Source organism: Pseudomonas vanderleydeniana (genome assembly GCF_014268755.2).
In the GTDB taxonomy this organism is placed as follows: Bacteria; Pseudomonadota; Gammaproteobacteria; order Pseudomonadales; family Pseudomonadaceae; genus Aquipseudomonas; species Aquipseudomonas vanderleydeniana.
In genome coordinates, this window is the sequence record NZ_CP077093.1 from 962,558 (window position 1) to 977,500 (window position 14,943).

Consider the following 14,943-nt stretch of genomic DNA (forward strand, 5'->3'; position numbering starts at 1 on the left):
GCCCACGGCGTCGTTCCGGCTCCGTCTTCAGAACCCTTCCAGTACGATCTTGCCCTTGGCCTTGCCACTTTCCAGCAGGGCATGGGCCCGGCGCAGGTTGGCCGCGTTGATCTGGCCGAAGTGCTCGCCAACCGTCGTCTTCAACACCCCCGCGTCGATCAGTTCGGCGACCCGGTTGAGCAGATTGTGCTGTTCGATCATGTCCTCGGTCTCGAACATCGAACGGGTGTACATGAACTCCCAGTGCAGTGACAGGCTCTTGCGCTTGAGCTTGCTCACATCCAGGCTTTTCGGGTCGTCGATCAGGGCCAGCTTGCCCTGGGGCTTGAGTGCCTCGACCAGCTGTTCCAGATGGGTGTCGGTCTGGGTCAGGCTGGCAACGTGGGTCACCTGGGCTTGTCCCCGGGCCTTGAGTTCCTCGCTCAGTGGCCGGCTGTGGTCGACCACCAGGTTGGCGCCGAGTGCGCGTACCCAGTCCTGGGTCTCGGGCCGCGAGGCGGTGCCGATGACCTTCAGCCCGGTCAACTGGCTGGCCAGTTGTGTCAGGATCGAGCCCACGCCGCCAGCCGCGCCGACGATCAGCAGGCTCTGGCCCAGGTCGGTCTTGCCTTCGGGGATTTGCAGACGCTCGAACAACAGCTCCCAGGCGGTGATCGCCGTCAACGGCAGGGCTGCGGCTTCAGCGAAGCCCAGGCTCTGCGGCATGCGCCCGACGATCCGCTCATCGACCACGTGCAGCTCGCTATTGGCACCCGGACGGGTCAGGGAGCCGGCGTAGAACACCCGGTCGCCGACCTTGAACAGGCTGGCCTCGCTGCCGACCGCCTTGACCACGCCGGCCACGTCCCAGCCCAGTACCCGGGCCTCGCCGTCTGTCGGCGGCATGTTCTGGCGAACCTTGGTGTCCACGGGGTTGACCGAGATGGCCTTGACCTCGACCAGCAGGTCTCGCGGGCCGGCGACCGGGGCGGGGAGTTCGATGTCCTGCAGGGATTGTGGATCGCTGATCGGCAGGGCGGCGTAGAAGGCAATGGCTTTCATGATGGGCTCCGTAAAGAGGACAGGATTGGATAGGGCCTTTCGATAGCGTCATGATTGGCTATTTCGTCACGCGATAAAACCGGCTAAAACAGCAGTCTCTTTCAATATTTTTTTGATAATGCCGAGGGTTCAGGATGCTGCGCTTCGATGATCTGCAACTGTTCGTCCGGGCCGCCGACCTTGGCAGTCTTTCCGCCGCGGCGCGGGTCATGGACCTGTCGCCGGCGGTGGCCAGCGCCTCGCTCAAGCGTATCGAGCAGCAGCTCGGCGCGCGCCTGCTCGCCCGCTCGACCCGCAGCCTGCGCCTGACCGCCGAGGGTGAAGGGTTCCTGGAGTACGCCCGGGCCGCCCTGAGCAACCTCGACGAAGGTCGACGCCTGCTGGCCAGTGGTCAGGACCAGGTCAGCGGCGTGCTGCAGTTGTCGGCGCCTTCGGACTTTGGTCGCAACGTGCTGCTGCCCTGGCTCGACGAATTCCAGCGCGAGCACCCGCGACTGACCGTCCGCCTGCTGCTGGGCGACCGTATCGCCGACCTGTTCCGCCAGCCGGTGGATATCGCCCTGCGCTACGGCGAGCCGGAGGATTCGAGCCTGGTGGCGCTGCCGATCGCCCCCGACAACCGCCGGGTGTTGTGCGCCGCGCCGGACTACCTGGCGCGCCATGGCGAACCGAAGACCGTGGAGCAATTGGCCCAGCACAACTGCCTGCTGTTCATGCTCGGCAGCCGGGTCCACGATCACTGGAGTTTTCACGATGGCCGACGCGATATCGGTCTGACGGTCAGCGGCGATCGCTTCAGTGACGATGCCGACGTGGTGCGTTTGTGGGCAGTGGCCGGGATGGGGATCGCCTACAAGTCCTGGCTGGATGTCGGTGCCGACGTGCTGGCCGGGCGCCTGAAGGTGCTGCTGCCGGAACTGTCCTGCGAGCGGGCACCGCTGAATCTGTTGTGCGCTCATCGCGCTCAATTGAGTAAGCCGGTGAACCTGTTGCGTGAAATGCTCGGTCGGCGCTGTGCCGAGCTGTCCCGGCTGGCCCCGGGGCGGGGCGGCGAATAGGCCGGCGTCCTTGTTACAAGCCGTTCAGGAATAAAAGTCGGCGCCGGTTCCATTGTGGTTTAGGCTTGAATCTATTGGATCCAATGACTGGGCGGTGACACGCATTTTGTTACGTTCGCCGGAGTTGATCGACGGATAGAGAGAAATTCCCCGCTTTTGGCACTTATGCGTCTTGGCTTGGATCCCGTGGATTCTCAGTATCGCGTTGTGCAGTGGATCAATGTTTCAACAGGGAGTGAAGACATGGAATATGCACCTTGCATCAGTCAGATAGCCACGCTGCTTGCGGACCCCAAGCGCAGCGCCATGATGTGGGCGCTGCTCGATGGCAGCGCGCGCTCCGCCGATGAGCTGGCCCTGCTGGCCGGCTTGTCCCTTTCATCCGCCAGCGCCCACCTGGCCCGCCTGAGTGCCGGTGGCCTGCTGCGCCTCGAGGCCCGTGGCCGCAAGCGCTTCTTCCGGCTGTCCGCGCCGGAGATCGCCACCGCCGTGGAAGCCCTGGCCAGTGCCTCGCTGGCCAGCGCGCCGCTGGCGGTGAATCATTCGATCAAGCTCCAGGCACCGGATACGGCCGCGCTCAAGCGTGCCCGTCAGTGCCATGATCACCTCGGCGGCGAGTTGGCCTGCGGGTTGTTTCAGCGCCTGCTGGCGGCCGGTTGGATCGAGCAGAACGATCAGCGTATCCGGGTGACCAGCATCGGTGTCCAGCGCTTCGCCGAGCGTGGGTTGTACATCCAGGCGCTGGCCCATGGGCGCCATGAAACGGTCTGCGTCTGCCATGACGTGCGCGAGCGTCGCCCGCACCTGGGCGGTGTGCTCGGTGCAGGCCTGCTGCAGTTGTTCCTGCAGTCGGGCTGGCTCGGCGTGATGGAGGACTCCAGGGCCCTGCGGGTATCCCCCAACGGCGAGCGGCAGATCGAGCGGTTCGCCGCCCGGGTCGAACTGGAACTGGCTGGCTGAATCACGCTGCTGTCTGCGACAGGGAAGCCGCAGGCGTCGTTCACGGTTGCAGGCAGGTCGTACCCAGGGGTAATGCCAAGCGGTGATATCGCCACACTCGAACGAGCATTCGAATCGAGGGATATCCCATGGAAACTCAAGGCTATAGCGCGGCGGAACGTCTGGAGCGGCTGCCCATCAGCGGCTATCACCGACTGATCTTCATCATCATTGCCCTGGCCTTTTTCTTCGACTCGATGGACCTGGCGATGATGACGTTCCTGCTCGGCTCGATCAAAGCCGAGTTTGCCCTGAGCAGTGCCCAGGCCGGCTTGCTGGCCAGCTCAAGCTTCTTCGGCATGGTGCTGGGTGCTTCGCTGTCGGGCATGCTCGCCGATCGCTTCGGACGCAAGCCGGTGTTCCAGTGGAGCATCGTGTTGTGGGGGCTGGCCAGCTACCTGTGTTCCACGGCGCAAACCGTCGAGATGCTGACGCTGTTCCGGGTCCTGTTGGGAATCGGCATGGGCATGGAGTTCCCGATCGCCCAGTCGATGCTCTCGGAACTGATCCCGACCAGGCGACGTGGACGCTACATCGCCCTGATGGATGGTTTCTGGCCGCTCGGTTTCGTCGCGGCGGGGCTGCTGTCGTACTTCCTGCTGCCCTTGGTGGGCTGGCGTGACATCTTCCTGGTGCTGGCGATTCCGGCCGTGTTCGTCCTGGCGATCCGTTTCTTCATTCCCGAGTCGCCACGCTGGCTGGAGCAGGCCGGGCGTCATGGGGCGGCAGACCAGGTACTGTGCAACATCGAGGAGCGGGTACGTGCTTCATTGCAGCTTGCCACATTGCCGACGCCGGAGCGCCTGCCGCGGGGTATCGAGCGGGAGCCGAGCTTCTTCTCGGCGTTCCGGCAATTGTGGTCGCCGCTGTACCGCCAGCGCACGATGATGATCTGGAGCGTCTGGTTCTTCGCCCTGCTCGGCTTCTACGGCCTGACTTCCTGGCTCAGCGCGCTGCTGCAGCAATCGGGTTTCGCCGTCACCCAGTCGGTGTACTACACCGTGCTGATTTCCCTCGGCGGGATTCCCGGGTTCCTGGTCGCGGCCTGGCTGGTGGAACTCTGGGGGCGCAAGCCGGTGTGCATCGTCACTCTGCTCGGCGGTGGGCTGATGGCGTTTCTCTATGGGCAGAGCGCGGTGTTCGGTGGTGAAGTGAGCCTGCTGATCGGCTCCGGCCTGCTGATGCAGTTCTTCCTGTTCGGCATGTGGGCGGTGCTCTATACCTACACGCCGGAGCTGTATCCGACCTCGGCACGGGCCACCGGCTCGGGGTTCGCCTCGGCTATCGGCCGGGTTGGCTCGTTGCTCGGGCCGCTGGTGACCGGGCTGGTGTTCCCGGTGATGGGGCAGGGCGGGGTGTTCGCGCTGGGTGCGTTGTGCTTTGCGGTGGCGGCGCTGGTGGTCGGTTGCTTCGGGGTGGAGACCCGTGGCCGGTCGCTGGAGGAGTTGAGCGAGGCAGCTAGCTGAGCGGTTTTGTGGGAGCGGGCTTGCCCGCGAAGCTTCTGGTGGCCTTGCGGGCCCCTTCGCGAGCAAGCCCGCTCCCACAGGGTCTGCTTCTACTGTAGGAGCAGACCAGGTCTCAAGGCTTGACCAGGCGGGCATCCAGGCTGTTCTGCGCCAGGCGTCGGGCCTGGTCCTGGGTCATGCCCAGGTGGGTGTGCAGGGCATGGAAGTTCTCGGTGACATAACCCCCGAAGTACGCCGGGTCATCCGAGTTCACCGTCACCTTCACGCCACGCTCGAGCATGTCGAGGATGTTGTGCTGCGACATGTGGTCGAACACGCACAGCTTGGTGTTCGACAGCGGGCAGACCGTCAGCGGGATCTGCTCGTCGATGATCCGCTGCATCAGCCGCTCGTCCTCGATGGCCCGCACGCCGTGGTCGATCCGCTGGATCTTCAGCAGGTCGATGGCTTCCCAGATGTACTCCGGTGGACCTTCCTCGCCGGCGTGGGCCACGGTGAGGAAACCCTCGGCGCGTGCGCGGTCGAAGACCCGCTGGAACTTGCTCGGCGGGTGACCCATTTCCGAACTGTCCAGGCCGACCGCGACGAACGCATCACGGAATGGCAGTGCCTGGTCGAGGGTCTTCTGTGCCTCTTCTTCGCTCAGGTGCCGCAGGAAGCTGAGGATCAGGCCGTTGGTGATGCCCAGTTGCTGCTCGCCATCCTTGAGGGCGGCGGCGATGCCGTTGAGCACCACTTCGAAGGGAATGCCCCGGTCGGTGTGGGTCTGCGGATCGAAGAACGGCTCGGTGTGGATGACGTTCTGTTCCTTGCAGCGCAGCAGGTAGGCCCAGGTCAGGTCGTAGAAGTCCTGCGAGGTGCGCAGCACGTCGGCGCCTTGGTAGTACAGGTCGAGAAACTCCTGCAGGTTGTTGAAGGCGTAGGCCTGGCGCAGGGTATCGACATCCTTCCAGGGCAGGGCGATCTTGTTGCGCTCGGCCAGGGCGAACAGCAGCTCGGGCTCCAGCGAGCCCTCGAGGTGCAGGTGCAGTTCGGCCTTGGGTAGGGCGTTGAGCCAGTCGTACATGTTCGGTTCTCATCAGGTGCAGATCCCGAACATTCTACAGATGTGAAACAAAATATTTGCTAAAACCTGACCAGGCGTTCAGCGTGCCCCTGTCGCTCTACAAGGAAGAAACGCTGCGGCTTCGCCGCAGTCTGTAAGTCATCACCCTCGAGACTCTCCGATGCTCACTCTGTTACGAGAAGAAAAATACCTGCTGCTGGCGTTGATCATGGCTGCGCTTGCCTTTCCCCTGGAACACGCCCTGCTGGGCAACGGTCGGGGTGTGGCGCTGGTGGCCGGGCTGGTGCTGATCGGCGCCATTGTCTGCGCCTCGATGCGCGTGGCCCACCATGCCGAACTGTTGGCGGAAAAGGTCGGTGACCCCTACGGCACGATGATCCTGACCCTGTCGGCGGTGCTGGTGGAAGTGGTGATCCTGGCGATCATGATGAGCAACGAGGCTTCGCCGACCCTGGTGCGTGACACCATCTATTCGGCGGTGATGCTCGACATCAACGGCATCCTTGGCCTGGCCGCGCTGATGGGCGGGATCAAGCACGGCGAACAGCCCTACAACGATGATTCGGCGCGAACCTACAGCGTGATGATCCTCACCGCGATGGGCGTGTCGATGGTGGTCCCGGAGTTCATTCCCGAGTCGGACTGGAAGGTCTATTCGGCGTTCACCATCGGCGCGATGGTGCTGTTGTACACCCTGTTCCTGCGCATGCAGGTCGGTCCGCACAGCTACTTCTTCAGCTACAGCTACCCGGAGAAAAAACGCCGCGAGCCCGGCCATGACGAGCCTGCACACGGCAACCTGGCCCAGTCGATCGCGACCCTGGTGCTGGGCATCGTGGTGATTGGCGCACTGGCCGAGGTGATGTCCAAGACCCTCGACCTGGGCCTGGCGAACACCGGTGCGCCGCCGGTGATCACGGCGATCCTGGTGGCGGCGATTTCCGCTGCACCGGAAATCCTCACGGCCCTGCGCGCGGCATTGGCCAACCGCATGCAATCGGTGGTCAACGTGGCCCTGGGCGCCTCGCTGTCGACGGTGATCCTGACGGTGCCGGTGATGGAGGCGATGGCGCTCTATACCGGCCAGCCGTTCCAGATGGCGATGACGCCGGTGCAGACGGTGATGGTGCTGATCACCCTGGTCGTCAGCGCGATCAACCTCAATGACGGTGAAACCAACGCCATCGAGGGCATGACGCACTTCGTGCTGTTCGCCACGTTCGTCATGCTCTCGCTGCTGGGACTCTAGGCGAGACGCTTACCAGGGAATGCTTTCGCCCTTGTAGTTGATGAAGTGGTGACCACCGCGACCGGCGAAGGCATTGACCTGGTCGACCAGGCCACGGGTACTGGTGGCCACGTCGATCTGTGCGTCTTCGCCGCCCATGTCGGTCTTCACCCAGCCCGGATGCATCGACAGCACGGTGAAGGTGGGCGCCTCGATTTCGCTCAGGAAGCTGTTGGTCATCGAGTTCAGCGCGGCCTTGCTGGCCTTGTAGAAGGCCAGTTCCGGCGCGTCGGGGGTGGTGACGCTGCCCAGTCCCGAGCTCATGAAGGCGATCACCCCGTAGCCTGGGCGGATCTGTCCGACGAAACGCTGCGCCAGGGCGACCGGGGCGATGGCGTTGGTCAGGAACAGTTGGCCGATGTCCGCCAGCGAGGCGTTGGCCGGTTTCTGGTCGGCTGGCCCCTTGACCCCGGCGTTGACGAACAGCAGGTCGAATACCTGGCCCTGCAGGCGGTCGGCGAGGGCCGCGACGGCGGCCTGGTTGTCCATGTCCAGCGTCTCGATCTGCACCGGGCCAGCCGCTTTCAGTGCGTCGGCCTTGCCGGCATCGCGCACGGTGGCGGTGACGTTCCAGCCGTCGGCCAGCAACTGCTGTACCAACCCCAGGCCAAGGCCTCGGGAAGCACCAATGATCAATGCGTTCTTACTGCTCATGGGATAATTCCTTGTGTCATGAAGTCTGGGTTCTCAGGGGGCAACTCTGTTGCAGGCGTTGTTGCAACTCCTGGCGCAGTTCGCCGAGTTCGGCGATGCGTGTCTCGATCAGGTTCAGTTTGTCCTGCAGCAACTGTGTGACCGCGCCGTCCGGATTGGGGGCGTTCCACAAGGCGGCGACGCTGTTGCCGATCTCGCCGAGGCTGAAGCCCAGGCGCTGGGCGGTCTTGATGTAGAGCACCAGTTGCAGCGTTTCCGGAGCGTAGTCGCGATAGCCGTTGGCGCTGCGTCGGGCGACGATCAGTCCGCGCTGTTCATAGAACCGCAGGGTGTCGCGGCTGACGGCGCTGGCCTGGGCCAATTCTCCGATACGCATGGGTGGACTCTCCGGGGGGCTTGACCTTGGAGCATACTCCAGGCCTTAGGCTCTGTGTTCCTTGAATGAGTCTGGAGTTGCACCATGTGGAGTACGGAACACTATCGTCGTCTGGTTCGGGCCAGTGGCTGGTACGACCTGATCGTCACCGCCGCGTTTGCCACCCCCTGGAGCTTCATGGCGCTGCACAGTCAGTTGCAGGGCTTGAGCCTGGCCATGGGGTTGTCGGGGACGCTGCCGGCGTTCGAGCCGATGCACATGCTGATGGCCAACCTGATGGGGTCGATCGTCTGTGTCTGGTCGGTGCTGCGCATCCGCGATCCGCAGGCTGTGTTCGGCCGTTATGACGCCATCGGCCGACTGCTGTTCGCCACCTGGATGGCGTATGCGCTGAGCCAGGGGGCGAGTGTGATCATCGCGTTGTTCCTGTTTTTCGAGATCGCCTGGGGGATCGCGCAACTGCTGCCGGTCAGGGATGCCCGCAGCTTTGCCGGGCCGGTCGCCCAAGCCTGAGGTGGCGTGGCGTGATTGATCAAAAAACAACCAGTTGTTCGCCAGCCAGATCGGATCGGCCGTTGGGCCACCCTTGCACGGGTTATCCACAGGATGCTCCACAGTATTTGTGTGCAAGCGACGAACTCGGGCATAAGCGCTGGGCAGCTATCTCCGAAAGGTGATAAATGCGTCTAAGCCGTTGTTTCGAGAAAGTTTCGGCGGCGACGGCAAACAACTGTACGAAAACTGATCAGTGCCCGCAAAGCCACGTTGCAGAAGGGTTACAGGCGGCTGTACTCAGGTTATCCACAGTCGGGCCCACAGCGATTGTGGGCAAAAGCCCAGGCGGATCGTCGAGCACTGTCAGCGGCTGTGGACAACTCAACGCTGCAGGAGGATGCGTCCGCGACTGAGATCGGCCAACTGGCGTTGCAGGGTGTCGATCAGGCTCTCGCCGACCGCCAGTTGCAGTTCCACGCCGTTGGCGGTGAAGGCTTCCTCCACCACCAGTCCGCCAGCCTCGGCTACCCGCAGCTTGACCAGCGCCAGTTCACTGAAGCTGCAGGCGCAGCGCAGCGGCACCCGGCTGATCAGCTCGATGCGCTCGGCATTCTGCAGGCACTTGTTGGCTCCGCCGCCATAGGCGCGGGCCAGCCCGCCGGTGCCCAGCTGGATGCCGCCGTACCAGCGGATCACCAGCACCGCGACCTGGTCGCACGCCTGTGCCTCGATCGCGGCGAGGATAGGCCGGCCGGCGGTGCCGCCGGGTTCGCCGTCGTCGCTGCTGCGGTACTGGTCGGCGAGCTTCCAGGCCCAGCAGTTGTGCGTGGCATCCAGGTCACTGTGCTGCTCGATGAACGCCTGGGCCTCGGCCACGCTGGTGATCGGTGCGGCGAGGGTGATGAAGCGGCTTTTGCGAATTTCCTCTCGGTATTCGCAAACGCCGGCAAGGGTAAAGGGCATACGAAATCGGCTTTGAATGAAGGTCAGAGTGGCGGTGTCAGTCCGCAGCCTTTGAGGATGATACGGATCAGGTTGTTGCCGGCATCCTCCATGTCCTGCTTGGTCAGGCGCGAGCGGCCGGTAACACGGCAGATCTGCGTGGCGAAGTCGGCGTAGTGCTGGGTGCTGCCCCAGAGCAGGAAGATCAGGTGGACCGGGTCTACCGGGTCCATCCTGCCGGCGTCGATCCAGGCCTGGAACACGTTGGCCCGGCCCTGGAACCAGGTGCGGTAGTCCTGGCTGAAATACTCGCTCAGGCATTCGCCGCCGCTGATGATCTCCATGGCGAAGATCCGCGAGGCCTGGGGCTGGCGACGGGAGAATTCCATCTTGGCGCGGATGTAGCGGGTCAGGGCCTCGGCCGGATCGTCCTCGGCGCTCAGATGGTTGAAGGTGCTGTCCCACAACTCGAGGATGTTGCTCAACACCGCGACGTACAGGCCCAGCTTGTTGGTGAAGTAGTAATGCAGGTTGGCCTTGGGCAACCCGGCATTCAGCGCGATGGTGTTCATGCTGGTGCCCTTGAAGCCATGACGGGCGAATTCGTCTTCGGCGGCCTTGATGATCGCTTCTTCGTTTTTCTGGCGAATACGGCTGGCGGGTTTTCCGGCGTGGGCAGGGACTTCAACGGTCATAGGCAGTTCCGAACTGGTCTGTGGGTGCAACCTGTGCACAGATAACTTACCCGTTGGGTTCATACAAGTCCTGCCATCATATAAAAGCCGAATGTAGGGTGATGGGTGGTTTTTGGGCGACTTATTGACGCCAAATCCTTGGTTTTTCGGGCTTTCAGGGGCGGCCAGGGGCCGCTGTGAGAGATTCTATGGTTGTGGGCAAGACTTGAGGGCCTATTCGCGGGCAAGCCACGCTCCTAGAGAGGGGCGCGGTCATTGTGGGAGACGGCCGGGCGGCGCTCCGCTTGCTGGCAATGGCGGCCTCACGGTCACCAAGGGTCTCACTGGATGGCCGCCTTCGGAGGATCGTCGGAACGCCGACCGCAGCAAGCCGGTTCCTACAGGTTCGAGAGGCCTGATGGTTCCTGGCTCAACGCGTGGCCGCCAGGCTCTCCAGGAAACTCTCCAGTACCAGGTGCGGACGCCGGCCCTTGCGGGTCACCGAGGCCAGGCTCAGGTCATAGAAGCGTGTGCTGGCTTTCAGCGCCCGCAGCCGCCCCTGTTGCACCCAGAGGCTGGCGTAGTGATCCGGCAGGTAGCCGATGTAGCGTCCGGTCAGGATCAGGAACGCCATGCCTTCGCGGTCGGAGGCGCTGGCGGTGCAGTTGAGGGCCTGGTAGTGGGCCTGGATTTCGGCTGGCAGGCGGAAGGTCGGGGCGATCGCGTCCTGGCTGTTGAGGCGTTCGTCTTCCAGTTGCCGGTCATCGACGTAGAACAACGGATGCCCTACCGCGCAGTACAGCAGTGAACGCTCGCTGTACAACGGCTGGTATTCCAGCCCCGAGAGTGCGCTGGCCTGGGGGACCACGCCGACATGCAGGCGACCGTCGAGTACGCCTTGTTCGACTTCGTTGGGGGCGATCATGCGGATCTGGATCTGCACGTCCGGGCCGCGCTCTTTCAACTGGGCCAGGGCATGGGTGATGCGCATGTGGGGCAGGGTGACCAGGTTGTCGGTCAGGCCGATGGTCAACTCGCCACGCAGGTGCTGGTGCAGGCCGTTGACCTCGGTGCGGAAGCTCTCCAGCGCACTGAGCAGTTGCAACGCCGACTGATAGACCTCGCGACCTTCCTCGGTCAGCGAAAAGCCCGCGCGCCCGCGTTGGCACAGGCGCAGGCCGAGGCGCTGTTCCAGGTCGCTCATCTGCTGGCTGATCGCCGAGCGGCCAATGCCCAGCACGGTTTCCGCCGCCGAGAAGCCACCGCATTCCACGACGCTGCGAAAGATCCGCAACAGGCGGATATCGAAGTCGCTGACTTGCGCCAGGGGATCGGGACGGCGGCTGCTCATGGTTTAGTCGGCTCTTAACTGAAGGTTAGAAAAGTTGCATTTCACCGACTTTATCGCCGTGGCAAGTTACTCGCAACAATGCTTTCAACGTCCACGCCGCTTAAATGCCTTGCGAGGTTTCGCCGATGAACATGCCTGAAAACGCTCCGTCTTCCGTCGCCAGCCAGCTCAAGCTCGATGCCCACTGGATGCCCTACACGGCCAACCGCAACTTCCAGCGTGATCCCCGCCTGATCGTCGGTGCCGAAGGCAGCTGGTTGATCGATGACAAGGGCCGCAAGGTGTATGACTCGCTGTCGGGGCTGTGGACCTGCGGTGCCGGGCATACCCGCAAGGAAATCCAGGAAGCGGTCGCCAGGCAACTGGGGACTCTCGATTACTCGCCGGGCTTCCAGTACGGCCACCCGCTGTCGTTCCAGCTGGCGGAGAAGATCACCGCGCTGACTCCGGGCAACCTCAACCACGTGTTCTTCACCGACTCCGGTTCCGAGTGTGCCGATACCGCGGTGAAGATGGTTCGTGCCTACTGGCGCCTGAAAGGCCAGCCGACCAAGACCAAGATGATCGGCCGTGCCCGTGGTTATCACGGGGTGAACATCGCCGGTACCAGCCTCGGTGGCGTGAACGGCAACCGCAAGCTGTTCGGCCAGGCGATGCAGGACGTCGACCACCTGCCGCACACCCTGCTGGCGAGCAATGCCTTCTCCCGCGGCATGCCGGAGCAGGGCGGTATCGCGCTGGCCGATGAGCTGCTCAAACTGATCGAACTGCATGACGCTTCGAACATCGCCGCGGTGTTCGTCGAGCCGATGGCCGGTTCCGCCGGCGTGCTGGTACCGCCTCAGGGCTACCTCAAGCGTCTGCGCGAGATCTGCGACCAGCACAACATCCTGCTGGTGTTCGACGAAGTGATCACCGGCTTCGGTCGTACCGGTGCGATGTTCGGTGCCGACAGCTTTGGCGTGACCCCGGACCTGATGTGTATCGCCAAGCAGGTCACCAACGGTGCCATTCCGATGGGCGCGGTGATCGCCAGCAGCGAGATCTACCAGACCTTCATGAACCAGCCGACCCCCGAGTACGCCGTGGAATTCCCTCACGGCTACACCTACTCGGCACACCCGGTGGCCTGCGCTGCGGGCCTGGCGGCACTCGACCTGCTGCAGAAGGAAAACCTGGTGCAGAGCGTGGCCGAGGTCGCACCGCATTTCGAAAATGCACTGCATGGCCTCAAGGGCAGCAAGAACGTGATCGACATCCGCAACTTCGGCCTGGCCGGTGCGATCCAGATCGCGCCGCGTGACGGGGATGCAATCGTCCGTCCGTTCGAGGCTGGCATGGCACTGTGGAAGGCCGGCTTCTATGTGCGCTTCGGTGGCGACACCCTGCAGTTCGGCCCAACCTTCAACAGCAAGCCGCAGGACCTCGATCGCCTGTTCGATGCGGTCGGCGAAGTGCTGAACAAGCTCGACTGATTTTCCTCATAGAACGATCTTTTGCGGGAGCGAACGCTTCGCTCCCGTCGACCCATTTCAGGAGCCCCCAATGAGCGCAATCCAGCATTTGATCGATGGCCAGCTGGTCAACGATTCCGGTCGTACCGCCGCGGTCTACAACCCGTCGACTGGCCAGGTCATCCACCAGGTGCCACTGGCGAGCCGCGAAACCATCCAGCAGGCGATCGACTCGGCCAAGGCCGCGTTCCCGGCCTGGCGCAAGACCCCTGCGGCCAAGCGTGCCCAGGTGATGTTCCGCTTCAAGCAATTGCTGGAGCAGAATGAATCGCGCATTGCCCAACTGATCAGTGAGGAACACGGCAAGACCCTGGAAGATGCCGCCGGTGAAATCAAGCGCGGGATCGAGAACGTCGAGTACGCCTGTGCCGCCCCGGAAGTGCTGAAGGGCGAATACAGCCGCAACGTCGGCCCTAATATCGATGCCTGGTCGGACTTCCAGCCGCTGGGTATCGTGGCGGGTATCACGCCGTTCAACTTCCCGGCCATGGTGCCGCTGTGGATGTATCCGCTGGCGATCGTCTGCGGCAACTGCTTCATCCTCAAGCCCTCCGAGCGTGATCCGAGCTCGACCCTGCTGATCGCCCAACTGCTGCACGAAGCCGGCCTGCCCAAGGGCGTGCTGAACGTGGTGCATGGCGACAAGGGGGCGGTGGATGCGCTGATCGAGGCGCCGGAAGTCAAGGCGCTGAGTTTCGTCGGTTCGACACCGATCGCCGAATACATCTATGCCGAGGGTACCAGGCGCGGCAAGCGCGTCCAGGCCCTGGGCGGCGCGAAGAACCATGCGGTGCTGATGCCGGATGCGGACCTGGACAATGCCGTCAGCGCACTGATGGGCGCGGCTTACGGTTCCTGCGGCGAGCGCTGCATGGCGATCTCGGTAGCGGTGTGCGTCGGTGACCAGGTGGCGGATGCCCTGGTAGCCAAGCTGGTGCCACAGATCAAGGCGCTGAAGATCGGTGCCGGTACTTCCTGTGGCCTGGACATGGGGCCGCTGGTGACTGCCGCCGCCAAGGACAAGGTGGTTGGCTATATAGACGATGGCCTGGCCGCAGGCGCCGAGCTGGTGGTGGATGGTCGTGGTCTCAACGTAGCCGGTCATGAGGCGGGTTACTTCGTTGGCGGCACCCTGTTCGACCGCGTGACCTCGGAAATGCGCATCTATAAGGAAGAGATCTTCGGGCCGGTGCTGTGCATCGTTCGCGTGGACAGCCTGGAAGCGGCCATGCAACTGATCAACGACCACGAGTATGGCAACGGTACCTGCATCTTCACCCGTGACGGTGAAGCGGCTCGGTTGTTCTGTGACGAAATCGAAGTGGGCATGGTTGGTGTCAACGTCCCGCTACCGGTACCGGTGGCCTACCACAGCTTCGGTGGCTGGAAGCGTTCGCTGTTCGGCGACCTGCATGCCTATGGCCCGGATGGCGTGCGCTTCTACACCCGGCGCAAGGCGATTACCCAGCGTTGGCCGCAGCGCGCGAGCCATGAAGCGTCGCAGTTCGCTTTTCCCAGCCTGTAGGTAGAAGTCAAGAGCATAAGGCCGGCCCCAATGGGCCGGCCTTATGCTTTTGGATTTCTGGGTTTCTGCTCTTGATGTTGATTTTGCTCTTGTGGGAACCGGCTTGCTGGCGATCCGCCGCAGGCGGCCATCCAGTTAGGTGCCTGACTATAGAGAGGCCGCTATCGCCAGCAAGCGGAGCGCCGCCCGGCCGGCTCCTACAGGGTCCGAGTTCATCTTTTGACCTTTATGACAGAAATCTGAAAATAACGGTTGACGCTGGTTCCCAGGGGCCTATAATGCGCCCCACTTCCGGCGCAGACTGAACGGAAAACTCTTTGAGATTCAATGAGTTATCAGGTTTCAGGCGGCGCAGTTTCAAATCATCGAAACACGGAAATGGCTGTAAAAGAGGTGTTGACAGCAGTGTGTAACGCTGTAGAATTCGCCTCCCGCTAACGAGAGATCGGAAGCGCAAGTGGTTGAAGTTGAAGAAGAAATTCTGAAAACTTCTG

General features: G+C 62.9%; 14 protein-coding genes. 7 read left to right on the forward strand and 7 right to left on the reverse strand.

Annotated elements, in window-relative coordinates; all coding sequences use genetic code 11:
* Positions 1-27 precede the first annotated feature (27 nt).
* Positions 28-1,041, reverse strand: a complete 1,014-nt coding sequence (locus tag HU752_RS04260; RefSeq protein WP_186688976.1) for a zinc-binding alcohol dehydrogenase family protein — start codon at positions 1,039-1,041, stop codon at positions 28-30.
* Positions 1,042-1,175: 134 nt separating this feature from the next.
* Here HU752_RS04260 and vimR point away from each other — a divergent pair, with 134 nt between their 5' ends.
* From vimR to HU752_RS04275, 3 genes are all read left to right on the forward strand, one after another.
* Positions 1,176-2,099 (forward strand): transcription regulator VimR, encoded by a 924-nt coding sequence (gene vimR, locus HU752_RS04265; RefSeq protein WP_186688979.1) that lies wholly within the window; start codon positions 1,176-1,178, stop codon positions 2,097-2,099.
* Between the two features lie 243 nt (positions 2,100-2,342).
* The gene (locus HU752_RS04270; RefSeq protein WP_186688982.1) at positions 2,343-3,059 is read left to right on the forward strand and encodes an ArsR/SmtB family transcription factor; all 717 of its coding nucleotides are present in this window, start codon (positions 2,343-2,345) and stop codon (positions 3,057-3,059) included.
* Positions 3,060-3,187: 128 nt separating this feature from the next.
* Complete coding sequence (locus HU752_RS04275; RefSeq protein ID WP_186688985.1) at positions 3,188-4,564, forward strand: MFS transporter; 1,377 nt, start codon at positions 3,188-3,190, stop codon at positions 4,562-4,564.
* Positions 4,565-4,676: 112 nt separating this feature from the next.
* Here HU752_RS04275 and HU752_RS04280 read toward each other — a convergent pair whose 3' ends face one another.
* A complete protein-coding gene (locus tag HU752_RS04280) occupies positions 4,677-5,630 on the reverse strand; it encodes an adenosine deaminase (RefSeq protein WP_186688988.1) in 954 nt (317 codons plus the stop codon).
* A 160-nt stretch (positions 5,631-5,790) separates the two neighbouring features.
* On the opposite strand from HU752_RS04280, the gene HU752_RS04285 reads away from it, so the two are divergent.
* Entirely contained in the window at positions 5,791-6,879 is a 1,089-nt protein-coding gene (locus HU752_RS04285; protein WP_186688991.1) for a calcium:cation antiporter, read from the forward strand.
* Between the two features lie 9 nt (positions 6,880-6,888).
* Here HU752_RS04285 and HU752_RS04290 read toward each other — a convergent pair whose 3' ends face one another.
* Both HU752_RS04290 and HU752_RS04295 read right to left on the reverse strand, forming a co-directional pair.
* On the reverse strand, positions 6,889-7,572 hold the full coding sequence (locus tag HU752_RS04290; RefSeq protein WP_186688994.1) for an SDR family oxidoreductase: 684 nt from the start codon (positions 7,570-7,572) through the stop codon (positions 6,889-6,891).
* 16 nt (positions 7,573-7,588) lie between these two features.
* The gene (locus HU752_RS04295) at positions 7,589-7,948 is read right to left on the reverse strand and encodes a MerR family transcriptional regulator (RefSeq protein ID WP_186688999.1); all 360 of its coding nucleotides are present in this window, start codon (positions 7,946-7,948) and stop codon (positions 7,589-7,591) included.
* An 84-nt stretch (positions 7,949-8,032) separates the two neighbouring features.
* Between HU752_RS04295 and HU752_RS04300 the strand changes: the two genes are divergently transcribed.
* Entirely contained in the window at positions 8,033-8,461 is a 429-nt protein-coding gene (locus tag HU752_RS04300) for a hypothetical protein (RefSeq protein ID WP_186689002.1), read from the forward strand.
* A gap of 363 nt (positions 8,462-8,824) precedes the next feature.
* On the opposite strand, the gene HU752_RS04305 is transcribed toward HU752_RS04300, so the two are convergent.
* The 3 genes from HU752_RS04305 to HU752_RS04315 form a co-directional block, all read right to left on the reverse strand.
* Entirely contained in the window at positions 8,825-9,406 is a 582-nt protein-coding gene (locus HU752_RS04305; protein WP_186689004.1) for an IMPACT family protein, read from the reverse strand.
* 23 nt (positions 9,407-9,429) lie between these two features.
* Positions 9,430-10,080, reverse strand: a complete 651-nt coding sequence (locus HU752_RS04310; protein WP_186689007.1) for a TetR/AcrR family transcriptional regulator — start codon at positions 10,078-10,080, stop codon at positions 9,430-9,432.
* A 409-nt stretch (positions 10,081-10,489) separates the two neighbouring features.
* Positions 10,490-11,410, reverse strand: a complete 921-nt coding sequence (locus HU752_RS04315; protein ID WP_017903828.1) for a LysR family transcriptional regulator — start codon at positions 11,408-11,410, stop codon at positions 10,490-10,492.
* Between the two features lie 125 nt (positions 11,411-11,535).
* Between HU752_RS04315 and aptA the strand changes: the two genes are divergently transcribed.
* Together aptA and HU752_RS04325 are read left to right on the forward strand one after the other, a co-directional pair.
* A complete protein-coding gene (gene aptA / locus HU752_RS04320; protein ID WP_186689010.1) occupies positions 11,536-12,885 on the forward strand; it encodes an omega-aminotransferase AptA in 1,350 nt (449 codons plus the stop codon).
* A gap of 70 nt (positions 12,886-12,955) precedes the next feature.
* The gene (locus HU752_RS04325) at positions 12,956-14,449 is read left to right on the forward strand and encodes a CoA-acylating methylmalonate-semialdehyde dehydrogenase (protein WP_186689013.1); all 1,494 of its coding nucleotides are present in this window, start codon (positions 12,956-12,958) and stop codon (positions 14,447-14,449) included.
* Positions 14,450-14,943: the final 494 nt, after the last annotated feature.

Excerpts from the sequence above, each read along its gene's own strand:
- HU752_RS04290 (WP_186688994.1), bottom strand. The coding sequence starts at position 7,572 with ATGAGCAGTAAGAACGCATTGATCATTGGTGCTTCCCGAGGCCTTGGC.
- HU752_RS04310 (WP_186689007.1), bottom strand. The coding sequence starts at position 10,080 with ATGACCGTTGAAGTCCCTGCCCACGCCGGAAAACCCGCCAGCCGTATT.
- HU752_RS04280 (WP_186688988.1), bottom strand. The coding sequence starts at position 5,630 with ATGTACGACTGGCTCAACGCCCTACCCAAGGCCGAACTGCACCTGCAC.
- HU752_RS04315 (WP_017903828.1), bottom strand. The coding sequence starts at position 11,410 with ATGAGCAGCCGCCGTCCCGATCCCCTGGCGCAAGTCAGCGACTTCGAT.
- aptA (WP_186689010.1), top strand. The coding sequence starts at position 11,536 with ATGAACATGCCTGAAAACGCTCCGTCTTCCGTCGCCAGCCAGCTCAAG.
- HU752_RS04285 (WP_186688991.1), top strand. The coding sequence starts at position 5,791 with ATGCTCACTCTGTTACGAGAAGAAAAATACCTGCTGCTGGCGTTGATC.
- HU752_RS04260 (WP_186688976.1), bottom strand. The coding sequence starts at position 1,041 with ATGAAAGCCATTGCCTTCTACGCCGCCCTGCCGATCAGCGATCCACAA.
- HU752_RS04270 (WP_186688982.1), top strand. The coding sequence starts at position 2,343 with ATGGAATATGCACCTTGCATCAGTCAGATAGCCACGCTGCTTGCGGAC.
- HU752_RS04300 (WP_186689002.1), top strand. The coding sequence starts at position 8,033 with ATGTGGAGTACGGAACACTATCGTCGTCTGGTTCGGGCCAGTGGCTGG.
- HU752_RS04295 (WP_186688999.1), bottom strand. The coding sequence starts at position 7,948 with ATGCGTATCGGAGAATTGGCCCAGGCCAGCGCCGTCAGCCGCGACACC.
- HU752_RS04325 (WP_186689013.1), top strand. The coding sequence starts at position 12,956 with ATGAGCGCAATCCAGCATTTGATCGATGGCCAGCTGGTCAACGATTCC.
- HU752_RS04305 (WP_186689004.1), bottom strand. The coding sequence starts at position 9,406 with ATGCCCTTTACCCTTGCCGGCGTTTGCGAATACCGAGAGGAAATTCGC.
- HU752_RS04275 (WP_186688985.1), top strand. The coding sequence starts at position 3,188 with ATGGAAACTCAAGGCTATAGCGCGGCGGAACGTCTGGAGCGGCTGCCC.
- vimR (WP_186688979.1), top strand. The coding sequence starts at position 1,176 with ATGCTGCGCTTCGATGATCTGCAACTGTTCGTCCGGGCCGCCGACCTT.